The sequence below is a fragment of the Vibrio sp. 10N.222.49.A3 genome (genome assembly GCF_041475145.1).
GTDB classification, from domain to species: domain Bacteria; phylum Pseudomonadota; class Gammaproteobacteria; order Enterobacterales; family Vibrionaceae; genus Vibrio; species Vibrio tasmaniensis_A.
This window is the reverse complement of sequence record NZ_JBFRVM010000243.1, coordinates 12,106-30,781: the sequence shown is the minus strand read 5'-3', so window position 1 is coordinate 30,781 and position 18,676 is coordinate 12,106. Positions and strand designations below refer to the sequence as shown.

The window sequence follows — 18,676 nt, the reverse complement described above, 5'->3', positions numbered from 1 at the left end:
CTGCTGGTGCGGATCAGAACGACAGCGCCTACAACTACGGGAGTCACTAAACCTAAGAAGGTGATTAACGTACGTTTTCTCTTGAGAGAACTAGCCCGAGCTTCGAAAATTCTAGTCGTGCCAAAACACCAAAACTCATATTCTTTCGCTTTTTCTTTTATGTTCATCAATCCCACTCGTTCAACACAAGCTTAATGTCCCTGTCTCATTGACATAACTTCAGCCTTTAATGCTCAAACAATATCATATGACCACAAACTAGGAATAGAGAACTATATGAACCTTTTCTAATTTATTGATTTAAATTAAGTAATAACAAATGAGGCGCTCAATCAATATTTCGATTTTCTAGCCGAGTCAGACGCTCGTCCATCTTTTCCATCATTAAGCGCAGCCACTTAACATCGGTTTTAAGTGTAATGCCTCCCCCACCCCGCTAGACAAGGCACTAGTAACCGCGACTATTAGTGTTTGATACTCTGCCATTATTTGAACTCACTGCGTAGGGTTTCCCATAGGCCAAATACTATTGGAGCACTTGCGCCAATAATGCCACCAAATTGAACACCGTCTGCCGATACGCTTGCGGTGATAACTTCAGGGTGACCAGCTGCCAAAACCGCTCCTGCGCCAGATAACGCTAAACCCTTTTTAGCCGATGACAGGCCAATGTCGATTGAGAACTCCCACCCAATAAGCACACTGTTGCACTTTATATTTTTAAACATATTCACCAGATCTCTAATTCAGCTTGATTAATCAGTTATGCCTTGAGTCACACTGTCGTTTTGAGTTACCTTGTCTTATTCAAAGTCGTAGGTCACAATACGCTCTGTACCTGACTTTAATAAAATCAATGTCTCCTCAAACAAGGTTACCTAGCAATAGGAGCTGAATGGGGATGTTTGATTGAACGGTGAAAAATTTGGACCACACATTAATAGAGCAAGTTGAAGGGATATGCGTATCGCGAGGTGTTAGGCTAACACCCCAAAGAAAGCGAGTGTTTGAGCTTATCCTATCTAATAAAAAAGCCTCCAGTGCTTATGAATTATTAGAGCAATTGAAAGTCAGTGAACCGCAAGCCAAGCCTCCTACAGTTTATCGCGCTTTGGATTTTTTGTTAGAGCAAGGGTTCATTCACCGAGTTGAGTCAACGAATAGCTTTATATGCTGCTGCTCTTGCAATGCCAACACGCATTTTTCCCAATTACTGATCTGCGATAAATGTGGCACTGTGATAGAATTACAAGACGATGCGCTTGTCGCCCTACTCGCGAGTAACGCCGAGCAGCATGGATTCAAGTTGACCAACCATGTCATTGAATCACATGGCATTTGCCAAACTTGCTCCTCCGAAATGAAAGAATAAGATTATAGAAGAACATTATGCGCGCTGAATTTGTAAACCCGTTTTTAGCTTCTTTGATGAACGTACTAAAAACGATGGCATCTCTAGAATTAAAGCCTCAGAAACCAAGAGTGAAGAAAGATGAAATCGCTCGTGGTGATGTATCCGGCCTAATTGGCATGGTTGGTACACAGTCTCGTGGCTCAATGTCGATCACCTTTGATGAAGGGCTTGCTCTAGAAATCATGGAAAACATGCTAGGTGAACGACCAAACGGTTTGAACGAAGAAGTGACCGACATGGTGGGTGAAATCACTAACATGGTAACCGGTGGCGCAAAGCGTATTCTTGCAGAAAGCGGCTTTGACTTCGATATGGCAACGCCAATCGTGGTTTCAGGTAAAGGCCATACTATTCGTCACAAGTGTGAAGGCGCAATCATCATCATGCCTTTCTCATCTCAGTGGGGTAATGCTTTCATCGAGATCTGTTTCGAATAGAGACAATCGAGTAAATAAAAAGCGAAAGGCTGACGTACATACGTCAGCCTTTTTTATTGCCGTAAAATCAACGGACATAAAAAACGCCAACCGAAAGGTTGGCGTTTACAATTATTACTTGGTGTTACTTAAACAGTCTTAAGCTTTCAGCGCTTTAAATGCGTTGATTAGACCGTTAGTAGAGCTGTCGTGAGACGTTACTTGTGCATTGTCTGCAAGCTCTGGAAGAATTTGGTTTGCTAGTTGCTTACCAAGTTCTACGCCCCATTGGTCGAAGCTGAAGATGTTCCAGATAACACCTTGAACGAAGATCTTGTGCTCGTACATCGCGATTAGGTTACCTAAAGAGCGAGGGTTGATTTGCTTAACAAGAATAGAGTTCGTTGGGCGGTTACCTTCAAATACTTTGAAAGGTACTAGCTCAGCAACTTCTTCAGCTGTTTTGCCTGCTGCTAGGAACTCAGCTTCTACTGTCTCTTTTGTCTTACCGAAAGCTAGCGCTTCAGTTTGAGCAAAGAAGTTAGACATTAGCTTCTGGTGGTGATCAGATGCTGGGTTGTGGCTGATAGCCGGAGCAATGAAGTCTGATGGGATCAGCTTAGTGCCTTGGTGAATCAGTTGGTAGAACGCGTGCTGACCGTTTGTACCAGGTTCACCCCAGATGATAGGGCCTGTTTGGTATTCTACTGGGTTACCTTCACGGTCAACGAATTTACCGTTAGATTCCATGTTACCTTGCTGGAAGTAAGCAGCAAAACGGTGCATGTATTGATCGTAAGGTAAGATTGCTTCTGACTCAGCGCCGTGGAAGTTGTTGTACCAAACACCAATTAACGCAAGGATCACTGGAATGTTGCTTTCAAATTCCGTTGAAGCAAAGTGGTTATCCATCTCGTGTGCGCCATCGAGTAGCTCAGCGAAGTTATCGAAGCCAATAGATAGTGAGATAGAAAGACCGATCGCTGACCATAGTGAGTAACGACCGCCTACCCAATCCCAGAATTCGAACATGTTGTCAGTATCAATACCAAACTCAGCAACTGAAGCCGCGTTTGTTGATAGTGCTGCGAAGTGCTTAGCAACGTGTGCTGAGTCGCCCGCTTCAGCCAAGAACCAATCACGCGCAGAGTGTGCGTTCGTCATTGTTTCTTGAGTGGTAAATGTCTTAGATGCCACTAGGAACAGTGTTGTTTCTGGGTTAAGAGGCTTAAGTGTCTCAACGATGTGAGTGCCGTCTACGTTAGAAACAAAGTGCATGTTTAGGCGAGTTTTGTATGGCGTAAGTGCTTCAGTTACCATGTATGGACCAAGGTCTGAACCGCCGATACCGATGTTGACGACATCAGTGATCTCTTTACCTGTGTAACCTTTCCACTCACCAGAAACGATACGGTGTGTGAACAATTCCATTTTTGCTAGTACTGCGTTCACTGCTGGCATTACGTCTTTGCCATCAACCATTACTGGCTTGTCGCTACGGTTACGTAACGCAGTGTGAAGAACTGAACGACCTTCAGTCTTGTTGATTGCATCACCGCCGAACATTGCTTCGATTGCAGACTTAACTTCAGTCTCGTTCGCAAGAGCAAATAGGTGCTGCATCGTTTCAGCGTCGATAAGGTTCTTAGAGTAATCCACTAAGATGTCTGAACCGAAACGAGTAGAAAAGCTCTCGAAACGCTTTGCATCTTGAGCAAATAGCTCTTTCATATCCATATCTTGAGCAGACTCAAAATGTGCAGTTAGAGCTTTCCACGCTTGTGTTTGCGTTGGGTTGATATTTTTCAACATGGTATCTATCCCGATGTTACTGTAGGTTTTATTCTAGACGTCACCAAAGTGATGAATAGAACCCCCGATTAGGCGAAAGTTTATATTTTTCTATGATGACCAAATCGCATCATCACTGAAAGATTCTTTGTAATTTTTTTTCACGACGTATTATGCCGCATATGAAGAGCGGTACCTTGAGATAAATCAGAATTAGATTTCCTGATAGAAGAATCGGTACTGACTCTAGCGCTCACATCATTAAATGTGAGCGAAAGCTGATAAATTCAAGTTCAAAAGATAGCGTTAAACCACTTTTTTTCCAAATACATTATAGAGGATGGCGTATGTGGATTCAGAAGACGATACACCTACACGCACAAAAACGTGGATTTCATCTCATCACTGATGAAATTGAACAACAGATATCCGATATCCATTCACTGTCTGTTGGTTTATTACATCTATTCATTCAGCATACTTCTGCTAGCCTTACGCTAAATGAGAACGCAGACCCTACTGTCCGCGCCGATATGGAATCACACTTTAATAAGTTTGTGCCCGAACGAGCACCCTACTACAAGCACACCTACGAAGGTGATGATGACATGCCCGCTCACATTAAAGCATCGACACTAGGCACCAGTGTGACAATTCCGATTACCAATGGGCGTTTAGCTTTGGGGACATGGCAGGGCATTTACTTAGGTGAACACCGAGATTGTGGTGGAAGCCGTACCGTTATTGCGACCATTCAAGGTGAGTAACGTTAAGTCATCAACAGTGAAATACCGCTTAACAAACATAATGGTAGGAAACAAAAAGGGTGACACAGTTATGTGTCACCCTTTAAAAATATAAGAGAGTCGAGTTGGTAAACCCAGATTAGAAAGGCTGGTTTATCATAACCCTAAAGGTCCCTTCATCACCGCCTCGCGCTAATTCAGCACGTACAACAATGCCTTCAACCTGGAAACGAACTGCGCCGCCTAGGCTCCATTTCATGTCTGTGTGCAGTGTTTTGATATCGTACTCATCAGCAACGCGCCCGACTTCAGCAAACGCCACCCACTGCCACCAAGGCAAATCGTAGTAGTTAATCAGTGGGATATCGCCCAGTGGTTGCCAATCAGGAAGCACTCGATATTCCGCAGAGTAGTGAATAGCAGAACGACCGTGGTAACGGCCTCCGGTATAACCTCTTAAGCGATATAAGCCACCGAGTCGAGCTTGCTCTGTTTCCGGTGGACGAGCACAATCTTGCCCTGAACAGTTGCCCCACGTAGGTGTGTCAGCGGTATAGACATCAAATGCCACCACTTGTTGGTCGAACAAGTTCCCCAAAGGGCCCAATGCAAAATACTGACTGTTTTGGAATGTCCACTTCAGCCATAAGTCATCGTTAGACCAACTTTCAGCGCCGGTAGTAAACTCAAGATTGGTATGAGACCCCTTGGTTGGGTTGCGTGTGCTATCACGGTTATCCCAATCAAACGCCAAACTAAAACCTGTCGCTTGTTCGCTATTATTTAAGCCTTCTAGCTCACGAGCCGTATAGAAAGGCGTAAAGACAATCGAACTGACACCTGACTCTAATGGGGAAGCAAAACTCACATCTTTGATGGGTTGGAAAGCCCCTAGCAAGCCATGCTCTGCAACATTGCCCCAAGGCAGCAGATACTTAAACTCAACCTGATAGTTTTCTTCTAAGCCGTCGGCAATGGTTTTATCATCAATGGATGAATCGTTATCGCCTTGAGAGCCAATGTAATACGGGTTTTCGTTAAAGCGAGCTTGGTACATCTGAGTACTGAACAATACGTTCTCAGACAGTGCGAAGTTAAAGGCTGATAAGAAACCGACGTAGCTGTCTTTATCTGAATAAAGCGCCATGCCAAACAGAGCGGCTTGAGGTTGCCAAACACCCTTTGCGACACCAGCAACCCCGAAGGTATTACCCATGGTTTCAGTACTAAAATAGAAAGGAACAAAGGCTGAATCTTTTTCTTCACTCACAGCGGGAGAAGACAAGCTGACACCGAGTAATGCCATTGCAGACATTAACCAGTGTCGAGTCGTTCGTATGAACATCATTTACTTATAGGATCCATAGTTACTTCGCATTAGTTACTTCGCATTAGTTACTTCGCATTAGCTACTTCACATACTCCATCGCAACACGCGAAGTCAGCTTAGTGACCAGCTCGTAAGCGATAGTGCCAATATGTTCTGCGACTTCTTCTGAAGGTAAATCTTTACCCCATAATGTTGCTTCATCACCGACTTTATCTGCCGCATCAGGGCCAAGGTCAACCGTTAGCATGTCCATTGATACACGTCCGGCGATCGGTACTTTTCGGCCGTTAACGAATACTGGAGTGCCGTTAGGAGCAGTGCGAGGATAACCATCACCATAACCTATCGCGATCACACCAACCTTGGTATCTCGCTCACTGGTCCAGTTACCGCCATAACCCACACTTTCACCCGCTTTAACATCACGAACCGCTATCAAGTGCGAGGTCAAAGTCATTACAGGATAAAAGCCAAGATCTTGCGCTGATTTATCAGCAAAAGGAGAAACACCGTAAGAGATAATTCCCGGTCGAACCCAATCAAGATGGCTGTCTGGCCAAGCTAATAGACCCGCTGAAGCAGCAAGTGAACGCTCACCTTCACAACCGTCGGTGAGCGATAAGAAAAGCTCGGTCTGTTCAACGGTGGTTGCTCTATCAAGTTCATCAGCACAACCGAAGTGGCTCATGTAGCGCAGAGGTTTAGCGACATTCGCACATTGATGTAAGCGCTCAACAAAGTTTTGGTATTGCTCAGGACGAGCACCTAGGCGATGCATACCACTGTCGACTTTTAGCCAAACCACGACAGGTGTTTCTAATTCCGCATTCTCTAGCGCACTTAATTGCTCTTCACAGTGCACCACAGTTTGGATGTTATTGGTCACCAAGATTGGCAAATCACCCGAAGAATAAAACCCTTCTAGCAACAAAATAGGTTTAACAATGCCACCAGCACGAAGCTGTAATGCTTCTTCAATACGCGCCACACCAAAAGCATCAGAGCTTTTTGAATGCTTGGCAATATGCAGTAAGCCATGTCCGTAGCCATTGGCTTTCACAACAGACATTACCTTGCAATGAGGAGCCTTCGACTTTATCTGGTTCAGGTTATGTTCAAGCGCGTTTAAGTCAATACTCGCCGTCGCTGCTTTCATGTAAGTCATTAGTGATTACTCATCATCAAATGCAGGACCTGCATAGTTATCAAATCGGGAGTGTTGACCTTGGAACGTAAGACGAACCGAACCGATCGGACCGTTACGTTGCTTACCAAGGATGATTTCAGCGATGCCTTTCAATGAACTATCTGGGTTATAAACCTCATCACGATAGATAAACATGATTAAGTCGGCATCTTGCTCGATCGAACCTGATTCACGCAAATCCGAGTTTACTGGGCGCTTATCAGCACGTTGCTCTAGGGAACGGTTAAGCTGAGAAAGTGCCACAACTGGTACGTTGAGTTCTTTTGCTAGTGCTTTCAATGAGCGAGAAATCTCGGCGATCTCTAGAGTACGGTTATCAGATAACGAAGGTACACGCATTAATTGAAGGTAATCTATCATGATCATAGAGATACCATCATGCTCACGAGCAATTCGTCGAGCTCGAGAACGTACTTCTGTTGGCGTTAGACCCGAGCTGTCATCGATATACATATTCTTCTTATCCATCAGAATACCCATACTCGACGAGATACGAGCCCAATCTTCATCGTCTAACTGACCGGTACGAATCTTGGTTTGGTCTACGCGAGAAAGTGATGCAAGCATACGCATCATCAGCTGTTCAGCTGGCATCTCTAGCGAGAAGATTAACACTGGCTTGTCTTGCTTCATCGCTGCGTTTTCACATAGGTTCATCGCAAACGTGGTTTTACCCATCGATGGACGCGCAGCAACAATGATTAAGTCAGAACCCTGAAGGCCTGCCGTTTTCTTATTGAGGTCGTTGAAGCCCGTATCGACACCTGTCACACCATCTTGTGGCGATTTATATAAGATTTCGATACGTTCTAGCGTCTTCTCTAGAATGCTATCAACGTTTTGTGGACCTTCATTTTCACTTGCTCGGCCTTCGGCAATCGCGAAAACTTTACTCTCAGCAAGATCAACAAGTTCTTCCGATGTACGACCTTGAGGGTCATAACCAGAATCCGCAATTTCATTTGCCACACCAATCAGGCTACGCACCAATGCACGTTGTGCCACGATATCTGCATAGGCATTGATGTTTGCCGCACTTGGCGTATTTTTCGCTAGGTCAGCAAGGTAAGCAAAGCCACCCACTTCTTCAAGTTGCTCGCGCAGCTCTAAATGTTCAGAGAGTGTAATAAGATCCAGAGGAGAGCTTTCTTCAAGGATATCCTTTACCGCTTCAAAGATCAGACGGTGAGGACGGCTATAAAAGTCTTTGGCCACAACCTTTTCGGCCACCGTATCCCAGCGTTCGTTATCCAATAACAAACCGCCAATAACAGATTGCTCAGCTTCTAATGAATGTGGCGGGACCTTGATGGCGTCCACCTGATCGTTGGCTGATTTCTGACTTTTGGTATCCACTATGACTACACTCAATAACTAATAATGATCGTTCATTATACCCAAGAACATCCGTTTGTAATCCGATCCTATGAGTTTGTTTTATTCTTCAGCAAGAATTTACCTATTGCTGACGGAATTAACCAAAGGTAGCATTACGATCCTTCCATTCATTCACTGTATAACTGAGGTATGCGTGTCCAAATTATTGGCTCTGAGCACTGGTCTTCTAAGCTCTAGTCTTCTAAGCATCGGTCTCCTGAGCACTCCGTCGGCCTTAGCGGATGATGCTAAAGCCTCTGTTGATGCAATCCTCGACTCGATAGTGGTATCAGAACCGGCTGCTGAGCCGATCGTCGTTGCACCGACACTTGAAAAAGATATGGATATCGCACCAAGTGATACGAGTGACACAGAACTGCCGAACCCACTGAATACTGAAGTCGAATTTGGATATCAGTCGCATACTGGTAATTCTGATTCTCGATCGCTGAATGCACGCCTGAACGGTGAGTACACGGCTGGCCGTCATAGAACCAGTGGCGAATGGAAATACTACAATCTCTACAAAGATGGCGAAGAAGATAAAAGGCAATCGACATATTCTGCTCAGAGTGACTACAAGTTAAGTCCGAAAACCTACCTCTATGGCAGCTTTAAAGGGGTCGATTCACGATACAGTGCTTATTTTAAGGACTACACCGTTTCTAGCGGTTTAGGTTATCAGTTTTCGAATACAGAAGAGTTTGTGTTGGAGGTCGAAGTGGGCCCGGGTTTTCGTTACCAAGAACCGAACCTTGATGAAATAGACGATGATGACATCATCTTCCCAGAGATCGTTGAAGAAGCGATTTTCCGTGGCAATGTAAATACATCATGGCAGGTATTGAAAAATTTGAAGCTCAAAGCCGATGTGACGTTGGTATCCGGCCACAGCAACCTAAAATTTGATACTGAATTAGAAGCCATCAACGATATTACCGACAATATCGCACTGAAGATTGCTCACTCTCGACAGTACCACGACAAGGTACCGGAAGGGTTGAACAAAGAAGATTCCGTACTGTCTGTAAATCTACTTTTTCAATTCTAAATTTGAGAGCGGGTAGAACGATGTATCGATAAAGAACACCCTCGTTTTTACTATGTAAGCCCCCTCCTCTCAGTGCTTTCTATTCCTGCAATAGTCGCTGTTCCAAAAAGCTTCAAACTCATATTGCAGACATAAAAAAACACCAGCCGAAGCTGGTGTTTAAAACTTTCAAAAGAAAGAATTCGTCTTGGTACTGAAATTACTCAGCTGCAACGATAGCGATTTTCGCAGTAGCAAAAACTTCAGAGTGAAGTTGGATGCTTACTTCGAATTCGCCGATGTTACGTAGAGCGCCTTCAGGTAGGCGTACTTCGCTCTTAGCTACTGCAACACCTGCCGCTGTAATAGCGTCAGCGATGTCACGAGTACCGATAGAACCGAATAGTTTACCTTCGTCACCAGCTTTAGAAGCGATTGTAACGCCTTCTAGAGTGTTAACGCTCTCAGCGCGAGCTTCTGAAGCAGCTAGTTGCTCAGCAACTTTAGCTTCTAGTTCTGCACGACGAGTTTCGAACATAGCAACGTTGTCTTTAGTTGCCATAACTGCTTTACCCTGTGGGATAAGGAAGTTACGAGCGTAACCAGATTTAACGTTTACTTGGTCGCCAAGGCCACCTAGGTTACCGATCTTATCAAGTAGAATAACTTGCATTATCTTAGTCCTCTTAAACTATTATTAACTATTACCGATTACTGATGCTTGTCAGTGTACGGTAGTAGTGCTAGGTAACGAGAACGCTTGATAGCGCGAGCTAGCTGACGTTGGTATTTAGCACTTGTACCAGTGATACGGCTAGGTACAATTTTACCAGCTTCAGTGATGTAGTTTTTTAGAGTTGCTACGTCTTTGTAGTCAATCTCTTGTACGCCTTCTGCAGTAAAACGGCAGAATTTACGACGACGGAAGAAACGAGCCATGGGCTATCTCCTGATCTAAATTTAATAATGCGGTACTCACACGAACTTATAAATAAGTCTAAGCAAATGCTTGTAGTGAGAATACCTAAACGAGTTGAATAAAATTTAATGACCTAAAAGGCCAAAAAAGAATTACTCAGCAGCAGCTTCTGGCTTAGCTTCTTCTTCACGACGTGGTGCACGTTCTTCACGGTCATCACGACGAGGAGCACGCTCTGCACGCTCTTCTTTTTGCTTAAGCATGATAGATTGCTCAGTCACAGCGCCTTTAGTGCGCATGATCATGTTACGTAGAACTGCATCGTTAAAACGGAAAGCAGTTTCTAGCTCGTCCATCACTTCTTGGCCAGCTTCAACGTTCATAAGAACGTAGTGAGCTTTGTGAAGTTTGTTGATTGGGTAAGCCATTTGACGGCGGCCCCAGTCTTCTAGACGGTGGATAGTACCACCAGCTTCAGTGATTGAACCAGTGTAACGCTCGATCATGCCAGCAACTTGCTCGCTTTGATCAGGGTGAACCATGAATACGATTTCATAATGACGCATTTGGTTGCTCCTTACGGATTATTAGCTTCCACGAAAGGCTCGGTCGTCCAAGGGAAGCAAGGAACTAAAGAAAAATGACCGAGTTTTAAGGACGGCAAATATTATAGAAAGAACCCGGTATTGGCAAGCGGTATTTGGCTAATAATGAAACAGTTTTTCTGTCGCCATCTAGCCATCCGACAAACCGATGGCTTTTGCTATAACAGCCTAAAAAGAAACGCTCACCAACAAGAGGCGAGCGTTAATAAATTCATAGACTTAGGGTCGTTTTGCCTTTTGACTCAGCTTAACCCTATTGAGCTAGGCGCTGACGTACCGCTTCGAACAGACAGATGCCTGATGCTACCGAAACGTTTAGGCTCGACACGCTGCCTGACATTGGAATCTTAATTAGGTCATCACAGGTTTCACGCGTTAAACGACGCATACCGTCACCTTCTGCACCCATAACTACCGCAAGAGGACCCGTTAGCTTCGCTTGATAGATATCATGCGTTGCTTCACCTGCGGTACCCACGAACCATACACCCTGCTCTTGCAGTGCACGCATTGTACGAGCGAGATTGGTTACACGTACTAGAGGAACGGTTTCAGCCGCACCACACGCTACCTTGCTTACCGTTGCCGTTAGCGGCGAAGAGCGGTCTTTCGGTACGATAACAGCAGCAACACCCGCGGCATCCGCATTACGCAGACAAGCACCTAGGTTGTGAGGGTCTGTTACGCCGTCTAGAACCAACAGCAGAGGCTGTTCGTGCTGCGCTAGGATATCGTCTAGGTGAGTTTCATTAAGCTGCTTAGCAGGCTTCACCTTAGCAATAAGACCTTGGTGATTTGCACCCTGTGCTTTTTCATCAAGCGGCTTACGGCCCATTTGTTGAATCGACACACCAAATTGCTGCAGTTGATTCAGTAATGGAAGAAGACGATCGTCTTGACGACCTTTAAGCACGTACGCTTCAATAAAGCGCGCTGGATCTTTTTCTAGTACGGCTTTCACCGCGTGAATACCGTAAATAAATTCGTTACTCATTGTCTCTGGTTACTCTTATTGCTCAGAGGTGAATGTCATCAAACCCGATGCACCCATCTCTGTATTGTTTATTTCGAGAGCATGCATCTTCCGCCTGATACTCTCGCATTTAAATTCGTTAGACGTTTAAGCCCTACTCGTCACTGTAATGACGATAGCTTAAGACTTATCAGCCTTTGGCTTACGACTTGCGGTACGCTTTTTCTTAGCTCGCGCCTTCGCAGCACCGGTTTTATTCGCTGACTTCTTCTTAGCTGAACTTTCAGAGCTACCGTCTGGTCGCTTAGTAGGTTCAACTAAAGGCGTCGCTGGTACACCCGGCTTATTACTCTTCACCGCTGAACGCTTCTTGCTTTTCGCCTTTTTCATCGCTTCAGCTGCACGCTTCTTGGCCGTTTTACCTTTACCACGAGGCTGACGATCGGTGTCTTCTAAATCAAAGTCGATTTGGCGAGTTTCTAGATTAACCGCAGAAACCTTCACTTTAACCGAATCACCTAAGCGGTAGATGTTACCTGAGCTTTCACCGACTAAACGCTGACCAACAGCATCAAATTGGTAGTAATCATTCGCTAGCGCTGAGATATGTACCAAGCCATCGATGTGCAGTTCAGTAAGACGAACAAAGAAACCGAAGCCAGTCACGTTAGCAATTACGCCATCCATCACTTCGCCGACATGGTCTTGCATGTACTCACACTTCAGCCAGTCGTTCACTTCACGCGTAGCATCATCAGCACGACGCTCAGTCATTGAACACTGCTCGCCGTAGAAGTCCATATCATCGAAAGTGTAGTGGTAACCACCGGTTGGCGTCCAACGCTCACTCTGACGGCCTTCTTCTTTCGCAATAAGGTACTTAATCGCGCGGTGCAATAGCAAATCTGGGTAACGACGAATTGGCGAGGTAAAGTGAGCATAGCGTTTAAGAGCTAAACCAAAGTGACCTGCGTTGTCCGCGTTGTATACCGCTTGCTTCATCGAGCGCAGTAGCATGGTTTGGATTAACTCACGATCTTCACGTTCATTAATCTGTTGCATCAGTTGTGCATAGTCTACTGGTGATGGCGACAGGCCACCTTCCAGCGTTAAACCTAGCTCACTAAGGAAGCTCTTAAAGCCCGTTAAGCGCTCTTCTCCCGGAGTATCGTGAACACGGTACAGTGCAGGTTCTTTCGCTTTTTCTACGTAAGACGCCGATGCGATATTCGCAAGAATCATACACTCTTCGATGATCTTATGTGCATCGTTACGGATGACGGGTTCAATACGGTCAATCTTACGATCCGCATTGAAGATAAACTTAGTTTCTACCGTTTCAAACTCAATCGCACCACGTTCATCACGCGTTTTCTTAAGTACCTTGTACATCTTATGAAGCTCTTCAAGATGTGGTACTTCAGGCTCGTAACGCTCACGAAGTTCTTCATTGCCACCTAAGATAGCGCCAACTTTGTTGTAAGTCAGACGGGCATGAGAGTTCATTACCGCTTCGTAGTGCTTGTAACCCGACAGTTTACCTTTGTCTGAGATAGTCATCTCACACACCATACATAAACGGTCAACTTGAGGGTTCAATGAACATAGGCCATTAGAAAGGACTTCTGGCAGCATTGGCACAACTTGTGACGGGAAGTATACCGAGTTACCACGGTTAATCGCTTCTTTGTCTAGCGCGGTATCTGGGCGAACGTAGTAACTTACGTCAGCAATCGCTACCCACAGGCGCCAGCCTCCGCCTTTCTTCGCTTCACAGTAAACCGCATCATCGAAGTCACGCGCATCTTCACCATCAATGGTAACCAATGGCAGTTTGCGTAGATCAACACGTCCTTCTTTTGCTTCTTCAGGAACATGCTCACCGAGGTTTACGATTTGCTTATCTACCGCTTCAGGCCACTCTTGTGGGATCTGGTGAGTACGGATCGCGATCTGCGTTTCCATACCCGGAGCCATGTTTTCACCAAGAACTTCGGTCACTTTACCCATCATGTTACGAGAACGACCACCACGATCCGTAATTTCAATCACAACCACATTACCCATTCGAGCACCGCCTTTATGCTCAGTAGGGATCTGGATGTCGTGACTAATACGCGAATCATCAGCAACCACGTAAGAATGGCCATATTCTAGGAAGAAGCGACCAACAAGTGGCGTTTTGCGCTCTTCAAGCACACGAACCAAACGACCTTCACGACGACCACGTTTACTGTTGTCAGTAGGCTGAGCCAGTACGTAATCACCGTGCATGATGGTTTTCATCTGGTGATGCGGCAACACGATATCATTGTCTTTACCCACACTGCCGTCTGGGCGAACCCAACCATGACCGTCTTTATGACCAATCACATAGCCTTTAATCAATTCCATCTTCTCAGGCAATGCGTAGCACTGACGACGGGTAAAGATAAGCTGTCCATCACGTTCCATTGCACGTAAACGACGACGCAGCCCTTCATATTGTTCCTCTCCAGCAAGACCCAAAGCTTCGAATAGATCGTTACGGTTCATTGGGATATTCGCGTCTGTTAGAAACGAAATAATGAACTCTCGGCTTGGTACTGGGTTTTCGTAATTTTTCGACTCTCGGTCGGCAAAAGGATCAACAGTGGTTGTCGCTGTCGTGTTTTCTGACATTGGTGTGTTTTTTGACATAGGCGGGCCTGCTTAAGCAAGGAATGTATATACCCCTAGTATATCTGATGCTAGGGGTAAGCTACAGATATGCTTTGGAAAAGCCTAAAATAACCTAAGATTGATACATATCTTCACTTTGTGAAACATCGCTTCATAGAGGCGGACTATCATCAAAATTTCAAGCAAACGATAAAACAAACGTTTGCGCCATGAATGAAATACACTATTATCCTGACACTTTACCAACTCCTGTTCTGAGTATTGATATGAAACTAAAACGCACCCTATTGGCTTCAGCAATGACAAGCCTCGCTCTATTTCCATTTGCGAGTTCAGCAATGGAAAAAGCTGACTTGATGATTACCGATGCGATGGTTCTAACCATGAACCAAGACAAAACGGTTTATGAGAGCGGTACTGTTGTAGTAAAAGACAACAAAATCATTGCCGTTGGTGATGCTTCACTAGAGAAGCAGTACCAAGCGAAACAAGTGTTAGACGTGGATGGCGATATCGTGATGCCGGGTCTTATCAATACTCATACTCACGTATCGATGACGGTTTTCCGTTCGTTGGCCGATGATGTGCCTGACCGTCTCCACCGTTATATCTTCCCTCTAGAGAAGAAACTGGTATCGCGAGACATGGTACGCATTGGCGCTAATCTCGGTAATGTTGAAATGGTAAAAGGCGGTGTCACGACTTACGCCGACATGTACTACTTCGAAGATGAAGTTGCGAAAACTGTCGATAAGATCGGTATGCGTGCCATTCTTGGTGAAACCGTGATTAAGTTCCCAGTAGCGGACGCTGCCAACGCGGAAGAAGGCATCCAATACGCGCTGAATTTCATTGAAGAATACAAAGACCACCCGCGTATCACACCCGCGTTTGCACCACATGCGCCTTACACCAACACCACAGAGATACTGCAGAAGATCTCTAAGCTCTCTCTAGAGCTCGATGTACCAGTAATGATTCACCTTGCAGAATCACACCGTGAAGAAGAGAAAATCGCCGAGCGTTCAGATGGGCTATCACCGGTTCAATACATGGACAGCATTGGCGCACTCAACAAAAACTTGGTGGGTGCACACATGATCCTTGTTGACGATCATGATATCGAGCTGGTGAAAAAATCGGATATGGGTGTGGCTCACAACATGAGTGCTAACATCAAGTCAGCAAAAGGTGTATCTCCTGCACTTAAGATGTATGACGAAAATGTTCGTATTGGTTTAGGTACTGATGGCCCAATGTCTGGTAACACACTGAGCACCATTGATGAATTCAACCAAGTCGCTAAAGTTCACAAGCTGGTTAATAAAGATCGTGCCGCAATGCCGCCGATCAAAGTGATCGACATGGCAACAATGGGCGCAGCAAAAGCGCTACACATGGAAGATAAGATCGGTTCTCTTGAAGCCGGTAAACTCGCCGACATCATAGTGATCGATACGAAAGCGCCAAACATGGTTCCAGTCTACAACCCATACTCGGCATTAGTTTACTCGGCTAACTCGGGTAACGTTCGCCACACCATCGTTGACGGTAAGATCATCATGCAAGACCGCGACATGCTAACGGTCGATGAAGATAAGATTCGCCAAGAAGCACTCGATTTCACCAAAGTCGTTCGTAAGACGGTGATTGAATCTGGTGAAGTTGTTCAATAACACCACCGAGTAAGATAAACGGTTTACCGTTAAGATCAAAAAAGGCCTCATAGGTATTTACCTACGAGGCCTTTTTAATACGGTATCTTTCTATATCAAGATAGATGGTTAACGAGTGCAGTCGTTCACCATCTAACCTTAATTAATATTCGTAATTACCAGAACACGTCTCGACGTTTTGCTCGAGCGATAATATTGTCAGGCATTCTCTGTTCCAGACCGCTACGAAGCACGGTGATGCGTTTGTGTTGCCTATCATCCGCAGTCACCGAGTTGTATAACCAGCGGTAAGCATCTTCATAATCTAACGGGCTACCGTAATCACGCAGCAAGAGTTCCGCTAGGTGAATACTCGCACTTAGGTTACCCATAGAGGCCGCTTCACGTAAATACGGAATCGCGCGCTCTTTGTCTTGTTGAACCAAGGTTCCACGAGAATAATAACGACCTAGCTGCTCTAGTGCAGCCGGTAAACCTTGATGCGCCGCGTTTTCCATATAGTAAATGCCAAGCTCGACATCTTGTGGAACACACACGCCCCAAGCCAACATGTCACCGTATAAAAACTCATAAGAAGGCAAGCTAATACGCGTTGCACGAGCAACGATATCTTCAACTAACTGGCACTTATCAGCTTTCACTCGCTCTAGGTGTTGATTATTCTCGATTAAATTAATCAGTTCAGCTTCTGTATATATTGGAACGGGCTCTCCCACGTCAGTCAAATTTGCATGACTCAAGGGTGAGCTCAGCGCCATTATCAATGAAGCTGCTACAATTCGTAGCTTCATACCTGCACTCTATTATCTGTCGCTAAAGTTATCTATTGAGGGCCGCAGAGGATTTCTACACGCACAAAACAGGGTGAACTTCACTTTCCATGATATCTGTATCGGCAATAACCCTGACGGCTTTAGACAAAACTTGCCGCTAATGGGCAATATTTTGCCTGATGACGCTTAAAAGATCACCATCAAAGAGTGCGTGGCTAAATTGCAGGTATTAAAAAGCCGACTTAATAAAGTCGGCTTTTAGAAAACTATTTCATTATCAAAGCACTTTAATTACCACAGCACGGTTAGTGCCTGGTAATCACTCAGCGGGCATTATGCGCCGTATGGGTGAACCTTGATGATAGTTTCGTTACGATCTGGGCCAGTTGATACGATATCAATTGGAACGCCAGTTAGGTCTTCGATACGCTTGATGTAATCTAGAGCAGCTTGTGGAAGCGCGTCGATAGATTTAGCACCAAATGTGTTTTCAGACCAACCAGGCATTGTTTCGTAGATTGGCGTCGCTTCTTCGAATGACTCAGCAGCCATTGGAGAAACTTCTAGGATAGAACCATCTTTCATCTTGTAACCAGTACAGATTTTTAGTTCTTCTAGGCCATCTAGAACGTCTAGTTTAGTTAGACAGATACCAGATAGAGAGTTGATTTGGATTGCACGACGCATAGCAACAGCATCGAACCAACCAGTACGGCGTAGACGACCAGTCGTTGCGCCAAACTCGTGACCAACATCGCCTAGGTGCTTACCAACTGGGTCTTGTTTTTCAAGGCCATCGTATAGCTCAGTTGGGAATGGACCTGAACCAACGCGAGTACAGTAAGCCTTAGTAATACCAAGGATGTAACCGATGTGACGAGGACCAAAACCAGAACCTGCAGCAACACCACCAGCAGTCGTGTTAGAAGACGTTACGTATGGGTAAGTACCGTGGTCGATATCTAGTAGCGTACCTTGAGCACCTTCGAACATGATCTTGTCGCCGCGCTTACGTGCTGCGTCTAGTTCGTCAGTTACGTCGATAACCATCGCAGTTAACATGTCTGCGTAGCTCATCGCTTGCTCAAGAACTTCTTCGTAGCTTACTGTTTCAGCTTTGTAGAAGTGCTCTAGTTGGAAGTTGTGGAATTCCATAACTTCTTTTAGCTTCTCAGCAAATGCTTCTTTATCGAAAAGGTCGCCAACGCGTAGACCGCGACGAGCAACTTTATCTTCGTAAGCAGGACCGATACCACGACCCGTTGTACCGATAGCTTTAGCGCCACGAGCGATTTCACGCGCGTTGTCGATAGCAATATGGTACGGAAGAATTAGAGGACAAGCTTCAGAGATGAAAAGACGCTCACGCACTGGGATACCGCGTTCTTCAAGAGGCTTCATCTCTTTAAGAAGTGCGTCAGGCGATAATACAACACCGTTACCAATAACACATTTAACGTTATTGCGTAGGATGCCTGATGGAATTAAGTGAAGAACGGTTTTTTCACCGTCAATTACAAGTGTGTGACCTGCATTGTGACCGCCTTGGTAGCGAACCACGTATTTTGCATCTTCAGTTAAAAGGTCAACGATTTTACCTTTACCTTCATCACCCCATTGGGTGCCTAGAACGACTACGTTATTTCCCATCTTTCCAATTTCTGTTGCTAATTAAAAATGGATTCTAGCACTGAATCACACTTCTTGCAGTCACTTTTTGTTCATAAACGTTAACGCTGTACAAAAATAAACCAGCAA

At 45.1% G+C, this 18,676-nt stretch carries 17 protein-coding genes; 5 read left to right on the top strand and 12 right to left on the bottom strand.

Annotation, left to right across the window (positions count from 1 at the left end; genetic code table 11):
* Positions 1-485 precede the first annotated feature (485 nt).
* A complete protein-coding gene (locus AB4589_RS24260) occupies positions 486-665 on the bottom strand; it encodes a hypothetical protein (protein WP_372101856.1) in 180 nt (59 codons plus the stop codon).
* Positions 666-916: 251 nt separating this feature from the next.
* On the opposite strand from AB4589_RS24260, the gene zur reads away from it, so the two are divergent.
* Complete coding sequence (gene zur / locus AB4589_RS24255) at positions 917-1,372, top strand: zinc uptake transcriptional repressor Zur (protein WP_012603115.1); 456 nt, start codon at positions 917-919, stop codon at positions 1,370-1,372.
* Between the two features lie 17 nt (positions 1,373-1,389).
* Complete coding sequence (locus tag AB4589_RS24250) at positions 1,390-1,851, top strand: chemotaxis protein CheX (RefSeq protein WP_009847897.1); 462 nt, start codon at positions 1,390-1,392, stop codon at positions 1,849-1,851.
* A gap of 138 nt (positions 1,852-1,989) precedes the next feature.
* Here AB4589_RS24250 and pgi read toward each other — a convergent pair whose 3' ends face one another.
* Positions 1,990-3,642, bottom strand: a complete 1,653-nt coding sequence (gene pgi / locus AB4589_RS24245) for a glucose-6-phosphate isomerase (RefSeq protein WP_372101855.1) — start codon at positions 3,640-3,642, stop codon at positions 1,990-1,992.
* 326 nt (positions 3,643-3,968) lie between these two features.
* Between pgi and AB4589_RS24240 the strand changes: the two genes are divergently transcribed.
* Positions 3,969-4,388 carry a secondary thiamine-phosphate synthase enzyme YjbQ gene (locus AB4589_RS24240; RefSeq protein WP_017103354.1) on the top strand — a complete coding sequence of 140 codons (420 nt, stop codon included), beginning with the start codon at positions 3,969-3,971 and terminating at the stop codon, positions 4,386-4,388.
* A gap of 118 nt (positions 4,389-4,506) precedes the next feature.
* Here the strand turns inward: AB4589_RS24240 and AB4589_RS24235 are convergent, their stop codons facing one another.
* The 3 genes from AB4589_RS24235 to AB4589_RS24225 form a co-directional block, all read right to left on the bottom strand.
* On the bottom strand, positions 4,507-5,712 hold the full coding sequence (locus AB4589_RS24235) for a BamA/TamA family outer membrane protein (protein WP_032499458.1): 1,206 nt from the start codon (positions 5,710-5,712) through the stop codon (positions 4,507-4,509).
* A 64-nt stretch (positions 5,713-5,776) separates the two neighbouring features.
* Positions 5,777-6,862, bottom strand: coding sequence for an alanine racemase (alr, locus tag AB4589_RS24230; RefSeq protein WP_017097257.1), 1,086 nt, complete (start codon positions 6,860-6,862; stop codon positions 5,777-5,779).
* A 6-nt stretch (positions 6,863-6,868) separates the two neighbouring features.
* Complete coding sequence (locus AB4589_RS24225) at positions 6,869-8,260, bottom strand: replicative DNA helicase (RefSeq protein ID WP_009847892.1); 1,392 nt, start codon at positions 8,258-8,260, stop codon at positions 6,869-6,871.
* Positions 8,261-8,435: 175 nt separating this feature from the next.
* On the opposite strand from AB4589_RS24225, the gene AB4589_RS24220 reads away from it, so the two are divergent.
* Complete coding sequence (locus AB4589_RS24220; protein ID WP_372101854.1) at positions 8,436-9,332, top strand: DUF481 domain-containing protein; 897 nt, start codon at positions 8,436-8,438, stop codon at positions 9,330-9,332.
* A gap of 199 nt (positions 9,333-9,531) precedes the next feature.
* On the opposite strand, the gene rplI is transcribed toward AB4589_RS24220, so the two are convergent.
* The 5 genes from rplI to rnr all read right to left on the bottom strand — a co-directional run bounded on the left by rplI (position 9,532) and on the right by rnr (position 14,487).
* The gene (gene rplI, locus AB4589_RS24215) at positions 9,532-9,984 is read right to left on the bottom strand and encodes a 50S ribosomal protein L9 (protein WP_009847890.1); all 453 of its coding nucleotides are present in this window, start codon (positions 9,982-9,984) and stop codon (positions 9,532-9,534) included.
* Positions 9,985-10,022: 38 nt separating this feature from the next.
* Positions 10,023-10,250, bottom strand: coding sequence for a 30S ribosomal protein S18 (gene rpsR / locus AB4589_RS24210; protein ID WP_000090472.1), 228 nt, complete (start codon positions 10,248-10,250; stop codon positions 10,023-10,025).
* A 132-nt stretch (positions 10,251-10,382) separates the two neighbouring features.
* A complete protein-coding gene (gene rpsF / locus AB4589_RS24205) occupies positions 10,383-10,796 on the bottom strand; it encodes a 30S ribosomal protein S6 (RefSeq protein WP_004735855.1) in 414 nt (137 codons plus the stop codon).
* Positions 10,797-11,088: 292 nt separating this feature from the next.
* Complete coding sequence (rlmB, locus tag AB4589_RS24200; protein WP_004735856.1) at positions 11,089-11,829, bottom strand: 23S rRNA (guanosine(2251)-2'-O)-methyltransferase RlmB; 741 nt, start codon at positions 11,827-11,829, stop codon at positions 11,089-11,091.
* Between the two features lie 159 nt (positions 11,830-11,988).
* Positions 11,989-14,487, bottom strand: coding sequence for a ribonuclease R (gene rnr / locus AB4589_RS24195; RefSeq protein ID WP_372101853.1), 2,499 nt, complete (start codon positions 14,485-14,487; stop codon positions 11,989-11,991).
* Positions 14,488-14,735: 248 nt separating this feature from the next.
* Between rnr and AB4589_RS24190 the strand changes: the two genes are divergently transcribed.
* Positions 14,736-16,145: an amidohydrolase gene (locus tag AB4589_RS24190; RefSeq protein WP_372101852.1), complete on the top strand. Its 1,410-nt coding sequence runs from the start codon at positions 14,736-14,738 to the stop codon at positions 16,143-16,145.
* A gap of 155 nt (positions 16,146-16,300) precedes the next feature.
* On the opposite strand, the gene motX is transcribed toward AB4589_RS24190, so the two are convergent.
* Together motX and AB4589_RS24180 are read right to left on the bottom strand one after the other, a co-directional pair.
* Entirely contained in the window at positions 16,301-16,936 is a 636-nt protein-coding gene (gene motX / locus AB4589_RS24185) for a flagellar protein MotX (protein ID WP_004735859.1), read from the bottom strand.
* Positions 16,937-17,251: 315 nt separating this feature from the next.
* On the bottom strand, positions 17,252-18,568 hold the full coding sequence (locus tag AB4589_RS24180; RefSeq protein ID WP_004735860.1) for an adenylosuccinate synthase: 1,317 nt from the start codon (positions 18,566-18,568) through the stop codon (positions 17,252-17,254).
* Between the last annotated feature and the right edge of the window lie 108 nt (positions 18,569-18,676).